The following is a 23,659-nucleotide window of genomic DNA, read 5'->3' as shown; positions in this document are numbered from 1 at the left end:
ATCAAAAAATATCCTTTTAAATCAACGAGATGATCGGCGTGCGGAGGCTGGCATGCAACCTGCTTTATATGTTGGAATTGTTGAAACAGGGAGGATGACGTCAGATGCCGGACGGGCGCCGCGAGCGCCGGATCATCGGTATCGGCGTCTTCGAATGCCGGCGCGACATGCGCCGGTGCAACCGATGACGATCCGCGCTAGCGTGCGGATCTCGATGGCCCCGTCGCCTATCCTCGTAGGGCGACGGTTTCGCCCGCGCTTCTCTGAAGCGCGGGCTATTTTTTTTTGGGGCCGTCGGTTCGTGTCGCATCGGCGTGGCCGATGCGCGACGTGTGATTCGCGTATTCTCGGACTTTTATCGATGAAGGAGTCGGGAATGGCGGAAATTGCAGTTGTGGCGCTGATCGTGGCGAAGCCGGGTACCGAGGAAAAACTGCGCACCGCGCTCGAAGGGATCGTCGGGCCGACCCGCAACGAAGCCGGCGCATTGCAGTACGACCTGCACCGGGATCTGAAGGAGCCTGCGCGATTCGTATTCGTCGAGCGTTGGGAGAGCGAGGAGGCATTGGCTGCCCATGCGCGTTCCGCGCACATTCTCGCTTATCGGGAAGCGGCCGCGGACTGGATCGAAAGTTCCGAAATCCGCGTGCTGTCGAAGCTCGTCTGAGCCGGGTAGGGGCGACCGGACGTATCCGGTCGCAGCGGTGCGTCAGTGCGACGTGCCGGGGACGTCGAGGATCAGGATGATCGTCCAGTCGGCGTCGCCGTCATGGTGATACTGGCGCTCGGCCACGATGAACGGCGCCTGCTTGCCTTGCGGGCCGAGAAACAGCACGTCGCCCTCCATCGGCAGGCACTCGATCGGCGGCAGCGCGAGGAATGCGTCGGCTGAGCCGCGGGGCATCAGTTGCTTGATCTGGCGAGTGGCGGCTTCGGTCCACTCGATGTCGAGTTGAATGTTGCTCATGCTGTCCTCCGCACCGGGGTGCGCACGGGTGGAAAATTTCGGTGCGCGACTTTAGCACAGCGCGCAGGCGCCGCAACCAAAAAAGCCGAACCCGGTTGCCCGGATTCGGCTTTTCGCTTGTGCGGTGCCGCCGAACTTACTGGCTGGCAGCGTCTGCAGCCTTGGCCGCCTTCTTGCCGGCCTTCTTCGCTGCTGCCTTGTGATGAGCAGCCTTCTTGCCGTGGTGATGCTCTTCCTGCATCGCCGGCTGAGCGGCTTCAGCCGCTTGCTGCTGCTGCAGCGCTTGTGCGCGCTGCTCGATCTCGGCGATCTTGGCCGGATCGGTGATGGTCTGGATCTGCGTGCTCTCTTGCGCATACGCTGCGCCAGTCAGCGCCGACATCGCTACCAGGATAGCCAGGGACGTCTTCTTCATTGCTTTACCTCCGCTAAGTGGTGATGAACCCGAGTGTTGCCGTTTTGTCTGGCGACTGCAATCGAGTGCGTGTCGAGTTTAACAAAAGTGACGGATCAATGTGCATCGGATCGCGGCGCTACGCAAGGCCCCGTTGAAGTCGCGCAACACTTCGCATACTTCGTCATGCGCATGCCATCCTGGGCGGAATCGCCATTTCCGCGCCCGTTTTCCCGCAATTTTCAAAACCAGCCGAGCCACCGGTACACGTGGAATTGCGCGATGCCGACCAGTTCGTGCAGTGCCTGCTCGGCATTGGCCACATTGCGCCAGCGCGGCAGCCAGCCTGTTTGGGCAAGCCGGCGATTCGCATAAACGGGCTGCGGATCGATGCCGAAACGGCGGAAATCGAGCAGCGCGCGGCGCATCTGGTAAGACGAGGTGACGAGAATGCGCGCGTCGTCATACTGTGAGCGTAGTATAGACGCAGTGAATTTCGCGTTTTCGTAGGTCGTGCGGCTGTCCGGTTCGAGAATGAGGTCGGCAGGAGCAACGCCTTGCGCGACGAGTTGGCGCCCGTATACGGCTGCTTCGGTTTCGCCGTGATGCTGCGGGTCGCCGCCCGACATCACGACGGTGCAGCGTTCGGCCTGCTGCCGGCACGTGCGGTAGAGCGCCGCGGTCTTGTGGATGCGCGCGGCGCCGTCGGGTGGCGGGCGCAGCCCGCGGTCGGTGCGACGCGTGCCGGCGCCGATGAGAATCAGCGTGGTCCGCCCGTGCATGTCCGGGTGCTCGACCGGCGTGACGCCAGCCTCGGTCCAGGCGATCAGCGGCGCGGCGAGCCAGCCCGTCGCGAGCAGCCAGAACAGCGCAGCGGCGGCGATCGAGATGATTCTCCGCCGCTTGCGGCAGAGCATGAAACAGATGAAGAGAAGTACAAATGAATCGAACAGAATCAATTTGATTGGGGTATGGTGTCTTTTTATGGACGGCTGACCATCCGGCCCTGACGCGACGCCGAACGTCGGCCTCCAGAATCGGTGGCGGTATCGGCGGGCGGAGACCCCGCCCGGCGCGCCGCTTCGCATTGTCGCTGCACTTTAAGAAAGAATCGAGATGGCCACGTATTCCAACGAAGCGGTGCTCGACGCATTGAGACGAGTGCAGTACCGCCAGGTACCGTGGGCACGCCGCCCGGGCGTGTTCGAGTATCTCCGTTCGCTCGGGCTGATGGACACGGTCAGGCAGAAGACCGTTGCCCCCGCGCCGGGCTTCCACGCTCCGGTCGACATCGCCGTGCTGACCGACAGCGGTCGAGCCGAATTCTCGCGCCTCGAGCATGACGAGAAATTACTTTCCTGGACCGATCGCCGCATGGACGACTACGCGTTAAGCGAAGCGAGCGCCGTGGCGATTCTCGAAAGCCGCCTGTAGCGGCGGATCATTCCGGCTCGTGCGTCGCCGCGCGGGCCGGTCATGCCAAAAAAAAGCCCGTATCACGAGGATACGGGCGTACCGGATACTTTTGCTGTTGCCACGCTGTGCTCATGGCAACGATGTGACTCGTCGCTTGCGGCGCAGTTCCCGAAAGCGGTCATTTTCTTTGGCGAATTCCTAAAATCGGCAGGACTACGGATGACGCGGCACGTCGGTCGGCTGCGAGCCGATGCGCGCCCGCGCGTTGCTCGCAATGTCGCCGCGCAGGTCGCCGCGCGGTACGGTCTGCCGGCCGGACGCGTTGGCGGACTGCGGCTGGCGGAGGGTATTCCGGTGATCCTGCTGGCGATGAGGCGGTTTCGTGCGATCGTCGGCATGGGCTGGAGCGGTCAGTGCCAGTGAAATGACAATGCCGCATGCAACGAGCAGTGACATTGGTTTCATGGCGGGGCTCCCTTCAAGCCGTCGACGCGGCCTGTTGATATGTCGCTAAGGTAAGCGCGGGAGTGCAGGCTTGCTGTAAATATTGGTAAATAGATGTATCTCGGCACGACAACGGTAATCGACGGCAATGCAGGCGCCGCGAAAAGGTCGCGTCGCAGAAAGAAACCGGGCGGCCGAAGCCGCCCGATCGAGCATACGTTACGCCATCTTGACGGGTGCGCGCCAGGATTCGGGGTTGGTCCAGAAGGCGCCGCGCAACCGGTCGCGGCTCGGCGGTGCGGGCGGCTTCGCGGCGCTTGCGCCGATGCGCCCGCGCAACGAGATCTGCCGGCCGCTCGTGCCGAGTCGCTTCACGATTTCGGCGAGCGTGCCGTCCGCCTGCCATTCGTCGAAGCGACGGCGGCAGGTCGGCGGCGACGGGTAGCGGCCCGGCAGCTTCGACCAGCCTTCACCCGTCGACAGCACCCACAGCACGGCGTTGACCACCGAGCGGGCTTCCACGCGGGGACGGCCGCGCCGTTCACTCCGTGCGGGTTCCGAGCAAAACAGACCCTCGACCAGCGCCCACTCGTTATCTCTCAAATCGTCGAACAGCATCATGTCCTCACCTCAGCGAAGCTAACTCCGGTGCGCTGCCCTGCGCCGCGCACTCTTCAAGCACTCGATCGTCGAGTGCCAGGTGGGGGCGTCCGGTTGGCCGGCAGCGGCGTTTCTGCTCTTCCGTCCGACGAAACCTGCGCCCTGTGCGCCAGGTAATGCACGAAGCGTGCCATGTCGGAGGTGAATCCCTCGAGAGCCGCTTGGCAGCGAGCTAACGGCTAAGTCAGCTAGGGGCGTATAAGACGCCAAAATAACCCGCCAGCAAATCGGGACAATCACCAATCTTGTGCAGTTCGCCCGCACCACGTGCGTTTGGCGATGTATTGCACCGCAGCGAAACATTCGCGGCGGGTGCCGGATTCGCACATCGAGGCCGGATTCGCGCATTAAAATCGCGCATCGATATCGACGATTGATGAGGTCAGGAGATGAACGTCACGCTGCGCCAGCTTCGCGTATTCATCGAGGTCGCGCGGCTCAGGAGCTTCAGTCGCGCGGGCGACGAGATCGGGCTCACGCAGTCCGCGGTCAGCCGCTGCGTGCGCGAACTCGAGGCCGAGCTCGGGCTGAAGCTGATCGACCGCACGACGCGCGACGTTCAACTGACCGACGTCGGCGCGAACCTGATCGCGAGCGTGTCGCGCCTGATCGACGATCTCGACGACACGCTGCGCGAGATTCGCGAGATTGGCGAGCAGCGCCGCGGGCGTGTGATCGTCGCGGCAAGCCCGACGATCGCCTGCCGGCTGATGCCGCGTGTGGTCGCGTCGTGCGAGCGCCAGTTCCCATTCGTCACGCTGGGTCTTCGCGACGACGTGCAGAGCGACGTCTTGCGCAAGGTGAAGTCGAGCGAAGTCGACTTTGGTGTCGTGATCGGGCCGCTGACGGTCGCCGATCTCGTGTGCGAGCCGTTGATGACCGATTCGTTCTGTCTCGTCGCGCGTGCCGACCATCCGCTCGCGGCGCGGGCCGAGGTGCCGTGGACGGCGCTGGACGGTGAGCGCCTCGTGTTGCTCGATCATGCATCGGGCAGCCGGCCGCTGATCGATGCCGCGCTGGCCGCCCATCACGTCAATGCGACGGTCATGCAGGAGCTCGGGCATTCGGCGACGGTGTTCGGGCTGGTCGAGGCGGGCGTTGGCGTGAGCGTGCAGCCGTGGCTGTCGCTGCCGCTCCCGGCCGGTTCGACGCTGGTCGCGCGGCCGCTCACGCCGCGCACCGAGCGGACGGTCGAGCTGGTGCGCCGCCGCGACCGGTCGTTGTCGCCCGCGGCGCAGGCGATCTGGGAACTCGTGCGGCAAATGCCGGCGCGGGCGGAGGACCTCGACTGACGTGCGCCGACTTGCACCGGCCGCGCTTGCGGGCCGGTACACTACGCGGATCGTGTTCCTCGGCGGTGGTTCTCGATGGTGCATTCCGATGATTTCCTGCCGGTGACCGGCGGGCCGGCGGCGCGCGCCGCGGTGCATGCGTTGCGTCCATCGCTGATCCGGGAAGTGGCGAACGCCGGCCTCGGCGTGCCCGACGTGCTCCCGTTCTGGTTCGGCGAATCCGATCGCGTAACGCCGGATTTCATCCGCGACGCCGCTGCGGCGTCGCTGCGCGACGGCGCGACCTTCTACACGCACAACCTCGGCATCGCGCCGCTGCGCGCGGCGATCGCGGCCTACGTCAGCGCGCGCCATGGCGCGACGGCGGCCGACACGGTAGCCGTGACGAGTTCCGGTGTGAGCGCGCTGATGCTGGCCGCACAGATGCTGGTCGGTCCGGGGGATCGCGTCGTCGCGGTCACGCCGCTGTGGCCGAATCTCGTCGAAATTCCCAAGATCCTCGGCGCGCACGTCGAATGCGTGCCGCTCGGCTATGGCGACGCGGGCTGGCGGCTCGATGTCGGGCGACTGCTCGCTGCGCTGACGCCTGACACGCGAATGCTCCTGATCAATTCGCCGAACAACCCGACCGGCTGGACGATGTCGCGCGACGACCAGCAGGCCGTGCTTGCCCATTGCCGCCGCCACGGCATCTGGCTGGTTGCCGATGAAGTGTACGAACGGCTCGCGTTCGATGCGGGCGGCGCGTCGTCGTTTCTCGATATCGCCACGCGCGACGAGCGGGTCGTCGTCGTGAATTCGTTCTCGAAGGCGTGGGCGATGACGGGCTGGCGGCTCGGATGGCTCGTCGCACCGGCATCGGTGACGGACGACCTGTCGAAGCTCGTCGAATACAACACGTCGTGCGCGCCAGGCTTCGTGCAGGCCGCGGGAGAGGTCGCGCTGCGCGACGGCGAACCGTTCGTGCGGTCGTTCGTCGCGTCGCTGCGCGACGCGCGCGATCACCTGGTCGCCGCGCTGCGGACGTTGCCGGATGTCGAGGTGCAGCCTCCACCGGGTGCGATGTACCTGTTCCTGCGTCTGCCCGGCGCGGCCGACAGTCTGGCGTTCTGCAAGATGCTGGTGCGCGAGGCGGGCATCGGCTTGGCGCCGGGACGTGCGTTCGGCCCGGAGGGCGAGGGATTCGTACGGTGGTGCTACGCGTGCGATCCGGCCCGACTCGATGCGGGCGTCGAGCGGCTGCGCAGGTTCCTGGCGCGCGGGTCGGCCGCCCGCTGAAGCGGGGCCGGAGTGCGCGGGCCGCACGGGCGGCGACCCGCTCGGCTCATCTTTACGCACCGGGCAATTTTGCGTAATATGGCGCTCAGTCACGCGGTTCCGTCGTTGAGCCGTGCTGTTCCGTCCGGTTTGGGCCTGGCCTGAAGTTGGTTCGCCGCCCCCGGTTCGTGCTCCCATCAATATGACCGATCAGAATCGGGCGAGCGCGTCTTCCGTTCCTTTCGTCTGTTTGTTGATCCGGTTCGTTTGACCACAGGGTCTGGCCTAGCTGCATGAATACCCAAGAGGCGAAGATCGTCCTCGAGACTGCTTTGATCTGCGCGCAGGAACCGCTGAAGCTCGGCGATTTGCGCAAGCTCTTTGCCGACGGCGTGTCGGCTGACACGGTCCGCACGTTGCTCGAAGATCTGAAACAGGATTGGTCCGGACGCGGCGTCGAACTGGTGGCGCTGGCGACCGGATGGCGCTTTCAGAGCAAGCCGGCGATGCGTCATTATCTGGATCGCCTGCATCCCGAGAAACCGCCGAAGTATTCGCGCGCGGTGCTCGAAACGCTCGCGATCATCGCGTACCGGCAACCCGTCACGCGCGGCGACATCGAAGAGATTCGCGGCGTCACGGTCAATACGCAGGTGGTCAAGCAACTCGAGGATCGCGGCTGGATCGAGGTGATCGGCCATCGTGACGTGCCGGGCCGCCCGGCGCTGTATGCGACGACCAAGCAGTTTCTCGACGATCTCGGCCTGAAGGCGCTCGACGACCTGCCAGCGCTCGAAGAGCCGGCCGCGAACATCGAGGCCGCGCTGCTTGCGCAGCAGGCCATGGATTTCGACGACGGCGTGCCGGTTGCCGACGACGCAGCGGGCGATCTGCCGCAGGCGCTGGCGGGTGAGGCATCGGTCGGTCAGTCGGCCGAATTGCCGGGTGATCCCGTGGCCGACGTCGCGTCGACGCAGGAAATTCCGGGTCGCGATACGCTCGAGGCTGATCGCGGGCATGCGGAACAAATGGATCAGGTTGGCGCCGAAGCAGTGCCGACCGGTGTGCAGCCCGAGCCGCTGCGCGCGGATTGGAGCGAGGAAGATCGCAAGCCGGCCGCCGAAGCGGCTGCCGGAGACGGAGCGGAAGCGGCCGGCGTCATGCCCGGCGAGGCTGAGCAGGCCAACGCGTCCCGTTCCCGTCCCGCGGACGACGAGATGCTGGACGACACGTCCGACAGTCTCGCGGATGCCGTACGAAGCGCCAGCGCGCCCATCGGCGCCGACGCGTTGCCGGACGACGAAGCAGAACCTGAACAGCGTCGCGCCTGATCGCGGCCAACATCTTGCCGCGCCCGCGCCGGGCGCGAGACCTGACATTTTGAGGTTGTTTTGACAGATATCCACGATATTGAATCGTCCGCGCCTGCCGTGCAGGCAGCGCGCGCCGACGATGCGCCGGAGCAGGACGCTTCGGCCGGTGGCGACGAGCGTCCCCGCCGCGGTTTGCGGCGCGGCCCGCGCAGCCTGATCGCGCGGCGTCGCGCGGCAGCCAAGTCGAAGGGCGCCGAAGGAGAGCAGCCGGGCGCTGAAGGCGCGGATGCGCCGCCGGCCGAGGCTGCCGAAGCGCAGCCGGCGCGTGCGCCGCGCAACAAGGAAGGCGCTGCCAAGGGTGGCCGCAAGCCGGCCGCCAAGCGCGAAGGTGCGGCCAAGGCTGGCCAGGGCGGTCAGGGCCGACGCGGTGCGCCGAAGGCTGAAGGCGTCCCGGTGAAGGCGGAAGGCGATGCGTCCCAGGACGAGCTGTTCGCGTACGTGACGTCCCCTGCATTCGACGCGGACAACTCCGCGGGCGGCAGTGGCGTGCGTGCGCCGATGCTGCGCCGCGGCCGCAGCCAGCCGGCGAACAAGCGCGTGCTGTCGCCCGACGACGACGCGCCGAAGCTTCACAAGGTGCTGGCGGAGGCGGGCATGGGCTCGCGCCGCGAAATGGAAGAATTGATCGTTGCCGGTCGCGTGTCGGTGAACGGCGAGCCGGCGCACATCGGCCAGCGCATCATGCCGACCGACCAGGTGCGGATCAACGGCAAGCCGGTCAAGCGCAAGCTGCCGAACAAGCCGCCGCGCGTGCTGCTGTACCACAAGCCGACGGGCGAGATCGTCAGCCACGCGGATCCGGAAGGCCGTCCGTCGGTGTTCGATCGCCTGCCGCCGATGAAGACGGCGAAATGGCTTGCGGTCGGCCGCCTCGACTTCAATACCGAAGGTCTGCTGATGCTGACGACTTCGGGTGACCTCGCGAACCGCTTCATGCACCCGCGCTACAGTGTCGAGCGTGAGTATGCGGTGCGCGTCGTCGGTGAGCTGCCCGAAGGGATGCGGCAGAAGCTGCTGCACGGCGTCGAGCTCGATGACGGCCCGGCGAATTTCCTGCGTATCCGCGATGGCGGCGGCGAAGGGACGAACCACTGGTATCACGTCGCGCTGGCCGAAGGCCGCAACCGCGAAGTGCGCCGGATGTTCGAGGCGGTAGGCCTGATGGTGAGCCGCCTGATTCGTACGCGTCACGGCCCGATCCCGCTGCCGCGCGGCCTGAAGCGCGGTCGCTGGGAAGAGCTCGACGACGCGCAAGTGCGCAAGCTGATGGCGACCGTCGGCCTGAAGGCGCCGACCGAGGAGAAGGGCAAGCGCGGCGGTGCGGGTCCGGTCGAGCGCCGCCAGCCCGATCCGATGGAGACGTCGATGGGTTTCATCAGCCGTGAGCCGGTGCTGACGACGCACGGGCAGCTCGACCAGCCGCGTCGCGGTGGCGGCCGGCGCGGCGCGCCGGGCCTGCCGGGCCTGCCGGGCCTGAGCGGCTACGGCAGCCTGCCGGTTTCGCCGTCGGGCTACGGTAACCGGACCGGCGGTGGTCGCGATGGCAACCGGGGTGCGGGCGGCCGCGACGGCAACCGCGCAGGCGGCGGCCGTGATGTCGACGGCAATCGCGCATCGTACGGCGCAGGCCCGAAGCGCGAAGGCGCGGGCGGCAAGCGCGGTGGCAGCAAGGGTGGCGGCAATCGCAATCCGAACGGCAATCGGGCTGAAGGCACCGGCAACGGCGGCGGTCCGCGCGGCGGCCAGCGTCCGCAGCGTAGCCGTACGCGCAGCCGCTAAAAGCGTATCGGCGCACGGCGGCGCAAAGCCGCCGGCGTGCCCGCCAGATCGGCATCCCACCGATCTTGCCGGCACGGCCTATTGCGCTGATCGCTTTCGACTATATATATGTCGCGTGCCGCTGCGTCGCAGCCGGCATGACCGATTTCCGGCCTGGCAGGATGGTGCCGGCTGATCGGATAACCCGATTTCGCATTTTTGGGTCGGTAAAGGCGGGCGACGCGCTGCTTTTACCGGCTGGCTTGGCGTTTGCGCCAAAAATCGCTATAATCGCGAAGTCGCTGGGCGTACGGATTCAATGTGCGGCTCAGGTGCGACCACCAGTAAGAAGATGGGCGTTCCGCCCATTTTTTTTTGCTGAAACGGTTAGGCATCTCGGGTAGCGCTTCCTGCGCCGGCTAAGGCGCGCGCCCGCGGGTGAATCGCGAGCGGCGGGCGCGAACACCTGAGAGGACACAGTGCAACTGACGGAACTGATAGAAACCACGGTCACCGGGCTCGGCTACGAGCTGGTGGATCTCGAGCGCACCGGGCGCGGCATGCTTTGCATCTATATCGATCAGCCTGCCGGCATCTCGCTCGAAGATTGCGAAAAGGTCACGCGTCAGCTCCAGCACGTCTTGACGGTCGAAAACATCGATTACGAACGGCTCGAAGTCTCGTCCCCGGGGCTCGACCGCCCGTTGAAGAAGCTGGCCGACTTCGAGCGCTTCGCTGGCAGCGAAGTCTCCGTGACCTTGAAAAAGCCGCTGGACGGGCGCAAGACGTACCGGGGCATTCTGCACGCGCCGAATGGCGAAACGATCGGTTTGGAATTTGAGGGGAAGAAGGGCGAGGCAGCCATGCTGGATTTCACGCTGGCCGATATCGACAAAGCCCGCCTGATTCCGCAAGTTGACTTTAGGAGCCGCAAATAATGAGTCGCGAAGTGTTGATGCTGGTGGATGCGCTGGCGCGCGAGAAAAACGTCGACAAGGATGTGGTGCTGGGCGCCCTCGAGGCTGCGCTCGCGTCCGCTTCCAAGAAGCTGTTCGACGAAGGCGCCGAAATCCGCGTCCATATCGATCGCGAAAGCGGCGAGCACGAAACCTTCCGTCGCTGGCTCGTCGTGCCCGACGAGGCAGGCTTGCAGGAGCCGGATCGTGAGATCCTGCTGTTCGAAGCGCGTGAACAGAAGTCCGACGTCGAAGTCGGCGAATATGTCGAGGAACCCGTTCCGTCGATCGAGTTCGGTCGCATCGGCGCGCAGGCTGCGAAGCAGGTGATCCTGCAGAAGGTGCGCGACGCGGAGCGCGAGCAGATCCTGAACGACTACCTCGAGCGTGGCGAAAAGATCATGACCGGCACGGTGAAGCGCCTCGACAAAGGCAATTTCATCGTCGAATCGGGCCGTGTCGAAGCGCTGCTGCGCCGCGATCAGCTGATCCCGAAGGAAAACCTGCGCGTGGGCGACCGTGTGCGTGCGTACATCGCGAAGGTCGACCGTACCGCGCGCGGCCCGCAGATCGACCTGTCGCGTACGGCGCCCGAATTCCTGATGAAGCTGTTCGAGATGGAAGTGCCGGAAATCGAGCAGGGCCTGCTCGAAATCAAGGCGGCTGCCCGTGATCCGGGCGTGCGCGCGAAGATCGGCGTCATCGCCTACGACAAGCGGATCGATCCGATCGGCACCTGCGTCGGCATCCGCGGCTCGCGCGTGCAGGCTGTGCGCAACGAGCTCGGTGGCGAAAACATCGACATCGTGCTATGGTCGGAGGATCCCGCCCAGTTCGTGATCGGCGCGCTCGCGCCGGCAGCTGTCCAGTCGATCGTCGTCGATGAAGAAAAGCATTCGATGGACGTCGTCGTCGACGAGAACGAACTGGCTGTCGCGATCGGCCGCAGCGGTCAGAACGTTCGCCTTGCCGGTGAGCTGACCGGCTGGCAGATCAACATCATGACGCCGGACGAATCCGCCCTGAAGCAGGGTGAAGAGCGCGACCGGCTGCGTGCACTGTTCATGGCGCGTCTCGACGTCGACGAAGAAGTTGCCGACATCCTGATCGACGAAGGCTTCACGAGCCTCGAAGAGATCGCCTACGTGCCGCTCAACGAAATGCTCGAAATCGAAGCGTTCGACGAGGACACCGTGCACGAACTGCGCAACCGCGCACGCGACGCGCTGTTGACGATGGCCATCGCGAACGAAGAAAAGGTCGAGAACGCAGCGCTGGATCTCAAGAGCCTCGACGGCATCACGCCGGAGCTGCTCGCGAAGCTGGCCGAACACGGTGTGCAGACGCGGGACGATCTCGCCGAGCTGGCTGTGGATGAACTGGTCGACATGACCGGGATGGAAGAGGATGCCGCTAAGGCGTTGATCATGAAAGCACGTGAACACTGGTTCCAGTGAGAAATGACCATGGCGCACTGATTTGATGGCGGCCGTATGGCCTGACCCGATGCTAACCGCAAGGAATCGGTCCTTGCACTAAGAGGAATGAATGGCGAGTAACAACGTAGCCCAATTTGCCGCGGAACTGAAAATGCCTGCTGGTGTGCTGCTCGAACAGCTGCAGGCAGCGGGCGTCCAGAAAGCGAGTGAGGACGATGCGCTGTCCGAAACGGACAAGGCGCGTCTGCTCGATCATTTGCGCAAGTCGCACGGCGCAACCGACGGCGACAAGCGCAAGATCACGCTGACCCGCAAGCATACGTCGGAGATCAAGCAATCTGACGCGACGGGCAAGGCTCGCACCATTCAGGTCGAGGTCCGCAAGAAGCGCACGTTCGTCAAGCGCGACGACGTGAGCGAGGGTGCGGAACAGGGTCAGGCGCAGGTCGCCGAAGCGGACGACGATGCGGAACTGAAGCGTCGCGAAGAAGAAGCGCGCCGCGAGGCCGAGCTGCTCGAGAAGCAGGCGCAGGAACTGCGCGAGCGCCAGGAACGCTTGGAGCGCGACGAAGCCGAACGCCGCGCCCGCGAGGAAGCGGCCGAAGCCGAGCGTCGTCGTGCCGAGGAAGAAGCGGCGAAGCGTGCCGCGGCCGAAGCCGCTGTGGCACAGCAGCAGGCGGCAGCGCAGCAGGCTGCCGCGGCCGAGCAGGAAACGGCAAGCGCACAGTCCGCGCAGGACGAGGCACGTGCGGCCGCCGAACGTGCGGCCCAGCGCGAAGCAGCGAAGAAGGCCGAGGACGCAGCCCGCGAGGCGGCGGACAAGGCACGCGCCGAGCAGGAAGAGATCAGCAAGCGTCGCGCGGCGGCAGAAGCCGAAGCACGCGCGATCCGCGAAATGATGAACACGCCGCGCAAGGCCGTGGTCAAGGCAGTCGAGCCGCCGAAGCCGGTCGAGCCGCCGAAGCCAGCCGAAGCGAAGGGTACGCTGCACAAGCCGGCGAAGCCGGAAGGCGCGCAGGCGCGTCCGGCCGTGAAGAAGCCGGCCGGTGCTGCCACCCCGGCAACGACGCAGGCGCCGGCAGGCGCGGGCGACCGCAACAAGAAGCCGGGCGCAGGCAAGGGCGGCTGGCAGGACGACGCATCGAAGCGCCGCGGCATCAAGACGCGCGGCGATTCGAGCGGCGGCGTCGACCGCGGCTGGCGCGGCGGCCCGAAGGGTCGCGGCCGTCACCAGGACAGCTCGACGTTCCAGGCGCCGACCGAACCGATCATCCGTGAAGTGCACGTGCCGGAAACCGTGTCGGTTGCCGATCTCGCGCACAAGATGTCGATCAAGGCCTCCGAAGTCATCAAGGTGATGATGAAGATGGGCCAGATGGTCACGATCAACCAGGTGCTGGACCAGGAAACGGCGATGATCATCGTCGAGGAACTGGGCCACCGCGCGGTTGCCGCGAAGCTGGACGATCCGGAAGCGCTGCTCGTCGAAGGCGAAACGGGTACCGATGCGGAGCAACTGCCGCGTCCGCCGGTCGTCACGGTCATGGGTCACGTCGACCACGGCAAGACCTCGCTGCTGGACCACATCCGCCGCGCGAAGGTTGCCGCTGGCGAAGCGGGCGGCATTACGCAGCACATCGGCGCTTATCACGTCGACACGCCGCGTGGCGTCATCACGTTCCTCGATACGCCGGGTCACGAAGCGTTCACGGCAATGCGCGCACGCGGCGCGAAGGCGACCGACATCGTGGTGCTGGTGGTGGCAGCCGACGACGGCGTGATGCCGCAGACGAAGGAAGCCATCGCCCACGCGAAGGCGGGCGGTGTGCCGATCGTCGTGGCGATCAACAAGATCGACAAGCCGGACGCGAACCTCGATCGCGTCAAGCAGGAGCTGGTCGCGGAAGGCGTCGTGCCGGAAGAGTACGGTGGCGATTCGCCGTTCGTGCCGGTGTCGGCCAAGACGGGCGCGGGTATCGACGATCTGCTCGAGAACGTGCTGCTGCAAGCCGAAGTGCTGGAGTTGAAGGCACCGGTCGAAGCACCGGCCAAGGGCATCGTGATCGAAGCGAAGCTCGACAAGGGCAAAGGCCCGGTCGCGACGATCCTCGTGCAGTCCGGTACGCTGAACCGCGGCGACATCGTGCTGGCGGGTACGGCCTACGGCCGCGTGCGTGCGATGCTCGACGAGAACGGCAAGCCGGCGAAGGAAGCCGGCCCGTCGATCCCGGTCGAAATCCAGGGTCTGTCGGAAGTGCCGGGCGCGGGCGAAGAAGTGATCGTGCTGCCGGACGAGCGCAAGGCGCGTGAAATCGCCCTGTTCCGTCAGGGCAAGTTCCGCGACGTGAAGCTGGCGAAGCAGCAGGCCGCGAAGCTGGAAAGCATGCTCGAGCAGATGGGCGAAGGCGAAGTGCAGAACCTGCCGCTCATCATCAAGGCAGACGTGCAGGGTTCGCAGGAAGCACTCGTGCAGTCGCTGCTCAAGCTGTCGACCGACGAAGTGCGCGTGCAGATCGTGCACAGCGCGGTGGGTGGCATCAGCGAAAACGACGTCAACCTCGCGACGGCATCGAAGGCGGTCATCATCGGCTTCAACACGCGTGCGGATGCACAGGCACGCAAGCTGGCCGAGTCGAACGGCATCGACATCCGTTACTACAACATCATCTATGACGCAGTGGATGAGGTGAAGGCGGCGATGTCGGGCATGCTGGCGCCGGAGAAGCGCGAAGTCATCACCGGCATGGTCGAGGTGCGCCAGGTCTTCAAGGTGCCGAAGATCGGTGCAGTCGCCGGCTGTATGGTGACGGACGGTATCGTCAAGCGCTCGTCGTCGGTGCGCGTGCTGCGCAACAACGTCGTGATCTTCACGGGCGAACTCGAATCGCTGAAGCGTTTCAAGGACGACGTGAAGGAAGTGAAGCAAGGCTTCGAGTGCGGTATGTCGGTGAAGAACTTCAACGACATCGTCGAAGGCGACCAGTTCGAAGTCTTCGAAGTGACCGAAGTCGCGCGTACGCTGTAATCGTCGCGCATCGGCTCATGGGCGGGGCAGGCTTGGGCCTGTCCCGCCCATTTTCATGGTGGCGTGCCGACAATGGCTGCCGCTTTATCCTGATAAACGGATCACGGATCGATCATGTCCAGGAAGCGTACTTCCCCCAATCGCAACGTTCAGATCGCCGACCAGATTCAGCGCGATCTGTCCGAACTCATCATGCGCGAGGTCAAAGACCCGCGTATCGGCATCGTGACCATCCAGAGTGTGGAACTCACGCCTGACTATGCGCACGCGAAGGTCTACTTCACTGCGCTCACGGGCGATCCGGAAAAGACGCAGGAGGCGCTGAACCACGCGTCGGGTCACCTGCACAACCTGCTGTTCAAGCGCCTGCACATTCATACGGTGCCGACGCTGCATTTCCATTACGACCAGACGATCGAGAAGGCCGTCGAAATGTCGCGCCTGATCAAGGAAGCGAACTCGACGCGCGCGAAGGACGACGACGAGGCCGATGCGCCCTCCAAGGACGACTGAGCTCGACCGGCCTATGACGACTGCAGCACCCCAACGTCCGCGCGTGCCCCGGCGCGTCCTGGACGGCGTCCTCCTGCTCGACAAGCCGGTCGGCCTGTCGAGCAACGATGCGCTGATTCGCGCGAAGCGCCTGCTCCTCGCGAAGAAAGCCGGTCACACCGGTACGCTTGATCCACTGGCTTCTGGCCTGCTGCCGCTGTGTTTCGGCGAGGCGACCAAGTTTTCTCAGGATTTGCTCGAGGCTGACAAGACCTACGAAGCGACGATGCGTCTTGGCCAGCGTACGGCCACCGGCGATGCGGAAGGCGACGTGATCGACACACGGCCCGTCGAATGCGACCGGGCCGCGGTGGACGCCGCGCTCGTGCGCTTCACCGGCGAGATTGTGCAGGTGCCGCCGATGTATTCGGCGCTCAAGCGTGATGGCAAGCCGCTGTACGAATACGCGCGTGCGGGCCAGACTGTCGAGCGGGAAGGCCGTAACGTGACGATTCATCTGCTCGAGCTACTCGCTTGCGAGTTGCCCGACGTGACGTTTCGCGTGACCTGCAGCAAGGGCACGTACGTGCGTACGCTCGCGGAAGACATCGGCGAGGCGCTCGGTTGCGGCGCGCATCTGACGATGCTGCGTCGCACGGGCGTCGGCGCGCTGACGCTCGAACATGCGGTGACGCTCGATGCGTTGTCGGATGCAGCCGAATCGGCGCGCGATGCATGGCTCCAGCCGGTCGATGCGTTGTTGTCGACGTTTCCGCTCGTTCGTCTCGACGACGCGTCCGCGAAGCGGTTCCTGCACGGCCAGCGCCTGCCGCTGTCGGAGCTCGGGCCGGTCGATGCGGCCGACGGCGAGCGTGTGCGCGTCTATGACGCCACGCGGCTGCTCGGCGTGGCGCGCAAGGCAAATGGCGTACTTGCACCGGAACGGCTCGTTGTGACGGCGGCCTGACGCAGCAGCGCGAATATGCCGCAGTCGGCACAAGAAAAAGCCCGGTCGAATCGACCGGGCTTTTTAGTTTGATGCGTCAGCAGCGTTGCGGCATCGCGCTCAGTGCGCCGCCGATGCGGCCGCCCCGGCATCGCCGCCGCCCGAGCGCTCGGGCTTGGTGATCCAGATCAGCGCGATCAGCAACACGAAGATCGCCGCGGAGATGTAGAACAGATCGTTGACACCGAGCTGTGCGGCCTGTTGGGTAGCCAGGTTGTTGATCAGCCCGTGTGCCTGGTCCTGCGTCAGCCCGAGGTTGCCCATCTGCGTGACGGCCTGGTTGAACGTCGGGTTGTACACGTTCGTCTGTTCGACCAGTTGCGCGTGATGGAAGTTGTTACGGTGATCCCACGCAGTCTGGAAGATCGACGTGCCGATGCCGCCACACATGATCCGCACGAAGTTCGACAGGCCGGACGCCGCGGGAATGCGGTGGCCGGGCAGGCCGGATAGCGTGATCGACACGAGCGGGATGAAGAAGCCGGCCATCGCGATGCCCTGTACGAGCGTCGGCAGCGTCAGCGACCATTCGTCGACACCGGTCGTGTAGCGTGAGCGCATCCAGAAGCACAGTGCGAACGTCAGGAATGCGGCGGTCGCGATGTAGCGCGGATCGGTGCGCGGCAGGAACTTGCCGGTCAACGGCGACAGCAGGATCGCGAACAGCCCGACCGGTGCCATCACGAGGCCGGCGTCGGTCGCCGTGTAGCCGATCTGGGTCTGCAACCACAGTGGCAGCAGCACGAGGTTGCCGAAATAGAGCCCGTAACCGACTGCCAGTGCGACCGTACCACCCGTGAAGTTGCGCCGGCGGAACAGCGACAGGTCGACGACGGGGTGCTCGGCGGTCAGTTCCCAGATCACGAAGAACGCGAACGAGATGATTGCGATCAGCGCAAGCGCGATGATCGTCGTCGACGAGAACCAGTCCAGATCCTTGCCCTTGTCGAGCATGATCTGCAGCGAGCCGACCCACAGCACGAGCAGTGCCAGGCCGACACCGTCGATCGGCGCGCGGCGCACCGTCGATTCACGCGTGCGATAGATCGACCACGTGGCAAGCGCGGCGGCGATGCCGACCGGGATGTTCACGTAGAAGATCCACGGCCACGAGTAGTTGTCCGAAATCCAGCCGCCGAGAATCGGGCCCGCGACCGGCGCGATCAGCGTCGTCATCGACCACAGCGCAAGCGCCATCGGCGCCTTCGCACGTGGATAGCTCGACAGCAGCAGCGATTGCGACAGCGGAATCATCGGGCCGGCGACCGCGCCCTGCAGCACGCGCGACGCGAGCAGGAACGGCAGGCTCGGCGCGAGGCCGCACATCCACGACGAGATGACGAACAGGATGATCGACGCGAGGAACAGGCGGACCTGCCCGAAGCGATCGGTCAGCCAGCCCGTCAGCGGCACCGAGATCGCGTTCGCGACCGCGAACGACGTGATGACCCACGTGCCCTGGTCGGACGACACGCCGAGATCGCCCGAGATGGTCGGGATCGCGACGTTCGCGATGGACGTGTCGAGCACGTTCATGAACACCGCGAGCGATACCGCGATCGTCCCGAGCAAAAGTTTCCCGCCCTGCAAGGGCGGGTACGAGACAGGAGCCTGTGCCATGTCGGTTGTCTTTCCGGAGTCGGAACGATTACATCATTTTCGCGGCGCTGTTCGGCTTCGCTGCGACGGGTGCCGACGCGTTGCCGCCTGCGTTCTCGGCGATGACGCGCGCGATTTCCGCATCGGCTTCGTCGCCGTACTTCGCGAACACGTTGGTCTCGTAGACGGTGTTCGGCGCGTTGACGAGCTGGTCGCCGCGTTCGTCCTTGATGTCCACGTCGACCTGCATCGACAGGCCGATGCGCAGCGGATGCTTGTCGAGATCCTTCGGGTCGAGCTCGATCCGCACCGGCAGGCGCTGCACGACCTTGATCCAGTTGCCGGTCGCATTCTGCGCCGGCAGCAGCGAGAACGCCGAGCCCGTACCGGCCGAGAAGCCGATGACCTTGCCGTGGTAGGTGACCGACGAGCCGTAGATGTCGGCCGTCATCTCGACCGGCTGGCCGATGCGCATGTGCTTCAGCTGGACTTCCTTGAAGTTCGCGTCGACCCACACGGCGTTCAGCGGCACCACCGACATCAGCGGCGTGCCCGGCGACACGCGCTGGCCGACCTGCACCGAGCGCTTCGCGACGTAGCCGGTGACCGGCGCCGGCAGCACGTTACGTGCATTCGCGAGGTAGGCGTCGCGAACCTTCGCGGCTGCGGCCATCACGTTCGGGTGCGATGCGATCGTCGTGTTCGCGGTCAGCGCGCGATTCGACGCGAGCTGCTGCTGCGCTGCGTCGACCGATGCCTGCGCGGCCTTCACGGCGTCGCGTGCGTGCGAGATTTCTTCCTGCGACACGGCGCCCGTCTGCGCGACGGCCATGCGACGACGCAGGTCGTCCTGGGCCTTCGACAGGTCGGACTGGCGCAGCGCGACCTGCGCGCGGTACTGGTCGTCGTTGACGAACAGGCCGCGCACCTGACGCACCGTCTGCGCGAGATTCGCTTCCGCCTGCTGCAGCGCGACCTGCGAATCGGCCGGGTCGAGCACGACCAGCGGGTCGCCGGACTTGACCGTCTGCGTATCGTCCGCCTTCACGGCAATCACGGTGCCGGTGACCTGCGGCGTGATCTGCACGACGTTGCCGTTCACGTAAGCATCGTCGGTGCCTTCATGGAAGCGGGCGACGAGGAAGTAATACAGGCCGTACGCGATGGCCGCGATCACGATGACCGCGACGAGCAGCGTCATCATTCGTTTGCGCTTGCCGTTGTTCTGCGGCTGCGCGCTGGCGGCGTTTTGTTGGTCGCTCATGGCGATTTTCTCCGTCCGTTATTTCGAGTGTCTGCGTATTGGTGGCGCCGGATCAGTTGGCGGCCTGTTTTGTCGGCTTGGCTGCGTCGGGCGCGGCGAGCGGCGTACCGGTCGCATCGAACCCGCCGCCCAGTGCCTTGATCAGCGCGAGCTGCATGTCGCGACGGCGCATCTTCAGGTTGGTCACCGTCTGTTCGGATGCGAGACGGTTGCTGTCCGCGGTCAGCACCTGCAGTTGCGGCGACAGGCCGGCCTTGTAACGAATTACCGCGAGATCGTAGGCGCGCGTCGACGCGTCGAGTGCGTTTTGCGCGTCGCCCATCTGGCGGTCGACCGCGCGGATCGACGCGACCTGCGTCGCGACGTCGTTCAGCGCGCTGATCAGCGTCTGGTTGTAGTTCGCCACCGACAGGTCGAAGTCCGCATAGCGGCCCTTGAGCTGGGCGCGCAGCGCGCCGGCATCGAAGATCGGCAGGTGGATCGCCGGGCCGAACTGCGCCTGGCGGCTCGCGAAGTTCAGGAATTTGCCCCAGCCGAACGCATCGAAACCGAAGCCGGCCGCGAGGTTCACGTCGGGGTAGAACTCGGCCTTCGCTTCCTTGACGTCGTGCATCGCGGCCTCGACCTGCCAGCGCGCGGCGACGATGTCGGGGCGGCGCGACACGAGATCGGCCGGCAGGTTGCCGGGCAGCGCGACTTCAGCGGTCGGGTTCATCACGGGCGCCGCGATCTGCAGCCCGCGATCCGGACCCTTGCCGAGCAGCGCGGCGAGCTGGTAGCGCACCGTCGTGATCTGGCCGTCGAGGTCCGACAGCGAAGCCTGCGTCGTCGCGATGTTGCCGCGGGCCGTCTGGCGTTCGACGTTGGTATCGAGGCCGGCCGACACACGGCCGTCGGTGATCTTGCCGACCGTTTCGCGATTGGAGATCTCGCGTTTCGCGATGTCGCGCAGCGCATAGAGCTGCGCGAGCGAGTTGTAGGTGCGCGCGACCGACGACGCGAGCGTGATGCGCGCCTGCTGCATGTCGGCTTCGGCGGACTTCTCCTGCGACACGGCGGTGTGCAGGCGTTCGCGGTTCTTGCCCCACAGGTCGAGTTCCCACGACGCGCTCGCGAGCGCGTTGTTCTCGCTGTACCACTGGCCGCCGTACGGGGGCGGGAACAGCGCGTTCGACGAGTACAGCTCGCGCGTCCACGAGTAGCTGGCTTCGGCCTTCGGCATCAGGTTCGAACGCGACGATTCGATGTACGACGATGCCTTCGCGATGCGTGCCTGCGCCTGCGCAATCGACGGATTGCCCTGCAGCGCTTCGTCGATCAGCTTCGGCAGTTGCGGATCGCCGAACTGGTTGGCCCAGTCGAGCGCCGGCCACTGGCCGCCCTGGGCCGGGAGGCTCTGGGCGGATTCGAATTGCGATGCGGGGGCGATCTGCTTGTCGCTCTTGATGCCGATGTAGTTTGCGCAGCCCGCCAGTGCGAATGCGGCGACCGCGGCGGCAACGGCAGCGCGGCACGACCCGGCGCGCACGGACAACGGGGAGGATTTCATCGCGCTGACCCCTGACTCGGAATGAATGATGGACACTGCAAGGATTTCCTTACATTAATCTGTCAAAAGTAATTGTTATGGCAACTATTACGCGATGCTACCGCCGGCCGTCTCGCAATAGTTGCTGAGAATGCGGCGCAGCATGCTCTTCAGGAACCCGACTTCTTCCGGCGTAAACCCGTCCAGCACCTGGTCGAGCACGCTGCGGAAAATGGGCGGCAGCCGTTCGGCAAGCGCGCGGCCTTCGTCGGTCAGTTCGAGGCGGACGACGCGACGATCCTCGATGCTGCGCACGCGGGACAGCAGGCCGCGTTTCTCGACCCGGTCGAGCAGGCGCGTGACCGCGCTCGCATCGATCCCGTATTCGCGCGCGAGCTCGGCGGCCGTCGAGCACTTGCCGACCGCGATCATGAACAGCATGCTCGCCTGCGTGCCCGTGATGCCGAGCTCTTCCTGCGTGCGTTGCGTGACGAGGTTGGTCATCACCGACTTCACGCGCGACATCAGATAGCCGACGCTGTCGTTCATCTGATACGAAGACAGCGGCGAAACGGGCGGTTGGGTAGAAGAATCCGACATAAAACCCTGAAGCTGCAATAGTTGACTAGGCAGCATTATAGGTACAATTGCTTGCCGCGGCAAATGTTAATCGAACGGCAAAGGGCGCGCTTCGCGGTGCGAAAATCCCTTATGTAGGTAAGGTTTTTCGGCGTGCCGGGCGGCGATGCATTCGATCGCTTCGCCGGTTCGAGGGGAGGGGCGCGGCCCCGGTTTTGTTGCGTCGTGACGTGTCCGTCAGCTCTCGACATTCTCACGTGCTATAATTTGTGGCTTTCCAAGCTGCAACAGCGCGCGCCCGTGAAAACGAGCGGGCGCGTTTGCGCGTTCAAACGATTTCCAGGTTTCTATGACCCGCGCCCTTCGCAATATCGCCATCATCGCTCACGTCGACCACGGCAAGACGACGCTCGTCGACCAACTGCTTCGCCAGTCCGGCACCTTCCGCGACAACCAGCAAGTCGTCGAGCGTGTGATGGACTCGAACGACATCGAAAAGGAACGCGGGATCACGATTCTCGCGAAGAACTGCGCGGTCGAATACGAAGGCACGCACGTCAACATCGTCGACACCCCGGGGCACGCAGACTTCGGTGGTGAAGTCGAGCGCGTGCTGTCGATGGTCGACTCGGTGCTGCTGCTGGTCGACGCGGTCGAGGGCCCGATGCCGCAGACGCGCTTCGTCACGAAGAAGGCGCTGGCGCTCGGCCTGAAGCCGATCGTCGTCGTCAACAAGATCGACCGCCCGGGCGCACGGATCGACTGGGTGATCAATCAGACCTTCGACCTGTTCGACAAGCTCGGTGCGACCGAAGAGCAGCTCGACTTCCCGATCGTCTACGCGTCGGGCCTGAACGGCTACGCATCGCTCGACCCGGCTGCACGCGAAGGCGACATGCGCCCGCTGTTCGAGGCGATCCTCGAGCACGTGCCGGTTCGTCCGGCCGATCCGGAAGCGCCGCTGCAGCTCCAGATCACGTCGCTCGACTATTCGACGTACGTCGGCCGGATCGGCGTCGGCCGTATCACGCGCGGCCGCATCAAGCCGGGTCAGCCGGTCGTGATGCGTTTCGGCCCGGAAGGCGACGTGCTGAACCGCAAGATCAACCAGGTGCTGTCGTTCAAGGGTCTCGAGCGCGTGCAGGTCGAGTCGGCCGAAGCGGGCGACATCGTGCTGATCAACGGTATTGAAGACGTCGGCATCGGCGCGACGATCTGCGCGGTCGATACGCCGGAAGCGCTGCCGATGATTACCGTCGACGAACCGACGCTGACGATGAACTTCCTCGTCAACTCGTCGCCGCTCGCGGGCCGCGAGGGCAAGTTCGTGACGAGCCGCCAGATCCGCGACCGCCTGATGAAGGAACTGAACCACAACGTCGCGCTGCGCGTGAAGGACACGGGCGACGAAACGGTGTTCGAAGTGTCGGGCCGTGGCGAACTGCACCTGACGATTCTCGTCGAGAACATGCGCCGCGAAGGCTACGAGCTGGCCGTGTCGCGTCCGCGCGTCGTGATGCAGGAAATCGACGGCGTGCGTCACGAGCCGTTCGAGCTGCTGACCGTCGACGTCGAAGACGAACACCAGGGCGGCGTGATGGAAGAGCTCGGTCGCCGCAAGGGCGAAATGCTCGACATGGCGTCGGACGGCCGTGGCCGCACGCGTCTGGAATACAAGATCTCGGCACGTGGCCTGATCGGCTTCCAGAGCGAATTCCTGACGCTTACGCGCGGCACGGGTCTGATGAGCCACATCTTCGATTCGTACGCACCGGTCAAGGACGGCTCGGTCTTCGAGCGCCGCAACGGCGTGCTGATCTCGCAGGACGACGGCGCGGCCGTGGCCTACGCACTCTGGAAGCTGCAGGATCGCGGCCGCATGTTCGTGAAGCCGGGCGACGCGCTGTATGAGGGCATGATCATCGGCATCCACAGCCGCGACAACGACCTCGTCGTGAACCCGATCAAGGGCAAGCAGCTGACCAACGTGCGTGCGTCGGGTACCGACGAAGCCGTGCGTCTCGTGCCGCCGGTCCAGATGTCGCTGGAATACGCGGTCGAATTCATCGACGACGACGAGCTCGTCGAAGTGACGCCGCAGTCGATTCGCCTGCGCAAGCGCTTCCTGAAGGAGCACGAGCGTCGCCGCGCGAGCCGCGAAGGCGCGGTCGACTAAGCGGTTCGACTGTTCGCTGCATCACGGAAAAGGC

20 protein-coding genes and 1 pseudogene are annotated in these 23,659 nt (G+C 65.1%); 12 read left to right on the top strand and 9 right to left on the bottom strand.

Going from position 1 to position 23,659, the window contains the following annotated elements; translation table 11 throughout:
* Positions 1–376 precede the first annotated feature (376 nt).
* Complete coding sequence (locus tag U5809_RS19630; RefSeq protein WP_322087784.1) at positions 377–667, top strand: putative quinol monooxygenase; 291 nt, start codon at positions 377–379, stop codon at positions 665–667.
* Between the two features lie 42 nt (positions 668–709).
* Here U5809_RS19630 and U5809_RS19625 read toward each other — a convergent pair whose 3' ends face one another.
* The 3 genes from U5809_RS19625 to U5809_RS19615 all read right to left on the bottom strand — a co-directional run bounded on the left by U5809_RS19625 (position 710) and on the right by U5809_RS19615 (position 2,320).
* Positions 710–967, bottom strand: a complete 258-nt coding sequence (locus tag U5809_RS19625) for a DNA-binding protein (RefSeq protein WP_282507351.1) — start codon at positions 965–967, stop codon at positions 710–712.
* 136 nt (positions 968–1,103) lie between these two features.
* Complete coding sequence (locus tag U5809_RS19620; RefSeq protein WP_175844316.1) at positions 1,104–1,382, bottom strand: hypothetical protein; 279 nt, start codon at positions 1,380–1,382, stop codon at positions 1,104–1,106.
* Between the two features lie 221 nt (positions 1,383–1,603).
* Positions 1,604–2,320: a YdcF family protein gene (locus U5809_RS19615; RefSeq protein WP_322087783.1), complete on the bottom strand. Its 717-nt coding sequence runs from the start codon at positions 2,318–2,320 to the stop codon at positions 1,604–1,606.
* Between the two features lie 157 nt (positions 2,321–2,477).
* Here U5809_RS19615 and U5809_RS19610 point away from each other — a divergent pair, with 157 nt between their 5' ends.
* Entirely contained in the window at positions 2,478–2,795 is a 318-nt protein-coding gene (locus tag U5809_RS19610; protein ID WP_176051226.1) for a hypothetical protein, read from the top strand.
* A gap of 195 nt (positions 2,796–2,990) precedes the next feature.
* On the opposite strand, the gene U5809_RS19605 is transcribed toward U5809_RS19610, so the two are convergent.
* Entirely contained in the window at positions 2,991–3,242 is a 252-nt protein-coding gene (locus U5809_RS19605) for a hypothetical protein (protein WP_322087766.1), read from the bottom strand.
* Positions 3,243–3,443: 201 nt separating this feature from the next.
* Positions 3,444–3,839, bottom strand: a pseudogene (locus tag U5809_RS19600) (transposase); the annotation flags it as partial.
* Between the two features lie 431 nt (positions 3,840–4,270).
* On the opposite strand from U5809_RS19600, the gene U5809_RS19595 reads away from it, so the two are divergent.
* From U5809_RS19595 to truB, 9 genes are all read left to right on the top strand, one after another.
* Positions 4,271–5,173: a LysR family transcriptional regulator gene (locus U5809_RS19595; protein WP_124454817.1), complete on the top strand. Its 903-nt coding sequence runs from the start codon at positions 4,271–4,273 to the stop codon at positions 5,171–5,173.
* A gap of 75 nt (positions 5,174–5,248) precedes the next feature.
* Positions 5,249–6,451: a pyridoxal phosphate-dependent aminotransferase gene (locus U5809_RS19590; protein WP_322087765.1), complete on the top strand. Its 1,203-nt coding sequence runs from the start codon at positions 5,249–5,251 to the stop codon at positions 6,449–6,451.
* 272 nt (positions 6,452–6,723) lie between these two features.
* Positions 6,724–7,761, top strand: coding sequence for an SMC-Scp complex subunit ScpB (scpB, locus tag U5809_RS19585; protein ID WP_322087764.1), 1,038 nt, complete (start codon positions 6,724–6,726; stop codon positions 7,759–7,761).
* A 60-nt stretch (positions 7,762–7,821) separates the two neighbouring features.
* Entirely contained in the window at positions 7,822–9,582 is a 1,761-nt protein-coding gene (rluB, locus tag U5809_RS19580) for a 23S rRNA pseudouridine(2605) synthase RluB (RefSeq protein WP_322087763.1), read from the top strand.
* A gap of 458 nt (positions 9,583–10,040) precedes the next feature.
* Positions 10,041–10,499, top strand: coding sequence for a ribosome maturation factor RimP (gene rimP, locus U5809_RS19575; RefSeq protein ID WP_011351796.1), 459 nt, complete (start codon positions 10,041–10,043; stop codon positions 10,497–10,499).
* The gene (gene nusA, locus U5809_RS19570; RefSeq protein WP_322087762.1) at positions 10,499–11,974 is read left to right on the top strand and encodes a transcription termination factor NusA; all 1,476 of its coding nucleotides are present in this window, start codon (positions 10,499–10,501) and stop codon (positions 11,972–11,974) included. The genes rimP and nusA overlap by 1 nt, the downstream gene beginning before the upstream one ends.
* A gap of 91 nt (positions 11,975–12,065) precedes the next feature.
* Positions 12,066–14,981, top strand: a complete 2,916-nt coding sequence (infB, locus tag U5809_RS19565; RefSeq protein ID WP_322087761.1) for a translation initiation factor IF-2 — start codon at positions 12,066–12,068, stop codon at positions 14,979–14,981.
* A 114-nt stretch (positions 14,982–15,095) separates the two neighbouring features.
* Positions 15,096–15,494 (top strand): 30S ribosome-binding factor RbfA, encoded by a 399-nt coding sequence (gene rbfA / locus U5809_RS19560; RefSeq protein WP_282507357.1) that lies wholly within the window; start codon positions 15,096–15,098, stop codon positions 15,492–15,494.
* Between the two features lie 13 nt (positions 15,495–15,507).
* Entirely contained in the window at positions 15,508–16,440 is a 933-nt protein-coding gene (gene truB / locus U5809_RS19555; protein ID WP_322087760.1) for a tRNA pseudouridine(55) synthase TruB, read from the top strand.
* Between the two features lie 99 nt (positions 16,441–16,539).
* Here the strand turns inward: truB and U5809_RS19550 are convergent, their stop codons facing one another.
* The 4 genes from U5809_RS19550 to U5809_RS19535 form a co-directional block, all read right to left on the bottom strand.
* Complete coding sequence (locus U5809_RS19550; protein WP_322087759.1) at positions 16,540–18,099, bottom strand: DHA2 family efflux MFS transporter permease subunit; 1,560 nt, start codon at positions 18,097–18,099, stop codon at positions 16,540–16,542.
* Positions 18,100–18,127: 28 nt separating this feature from the next.
* Positions 18,128–19,342 carry an efflux RND transporter periplasmic adaptor subunit gene (locus U5809_RS19545; RefSeq protein ID WP_282507360.1) on the bottom strand — a complete coding sequence of 405 codons (1,215 nt, stop codon included), beginning with the start codon at positions 19,340–19,342 and terminating at the stop codon, positions 18,128–18,130.
* Between the two features lie 52 nt (positions 19,343–19,394).
* Positions 19,395–20,891, bottom strand: coding sequence for an efflux transporter outer membrane subunit (locus tag U5809_RS19540; protein WP_322087758.1), 1,497 nt, complete (start codon positions 20,889–20,891; stop codon positions 19,395–19,397).
* 87 nt (positions 20,892–20,978) lie between these two features.
* Positions 20,979–21,470, bottom strand: coding sequence for a MarR family winged helix-turn-helix transcriptional regulator (locus U5809_RS19535; protein ID WP_114176862.1), 492 nt, complete (start codon positions 21,468–21,470; stop codon positions 20,979–20,981).
* A gap of 328 nt (positions 21,471–21,798) precedes the next feature.
* On the opposite strand from U5809_RS19535, the gene typA reads away from it, so the two are divergent.
* Complete coding sequence (gene typA, locus U5809_RS19530; RefSeq protein WP_176051239.1) at positions 21,799–23,625, top strand: translational GTPase TypA; 1,827 nt, start codon at positions 21,799–21,801, stop codon at positions 23,623–23,625.
* Positions 23,626–23,659 lie beyond the last annotated feature (34 nt).

The sequence above is a fragment of the Burkholderia sp. BCC1999 genome (assembly GCF_905339975.1).
Taxonomy (GTDB): Bacteria; Pseudomonadota; Gammaproteobacteria; order Burkholderiales; family Burkholderiaceae; genus Burkholderia.
The sequence above is the reverse complement of the archived record's forward strand: the minus strand, read 5'-3'. Positions and strand labels throughout refer to the sequence as shown.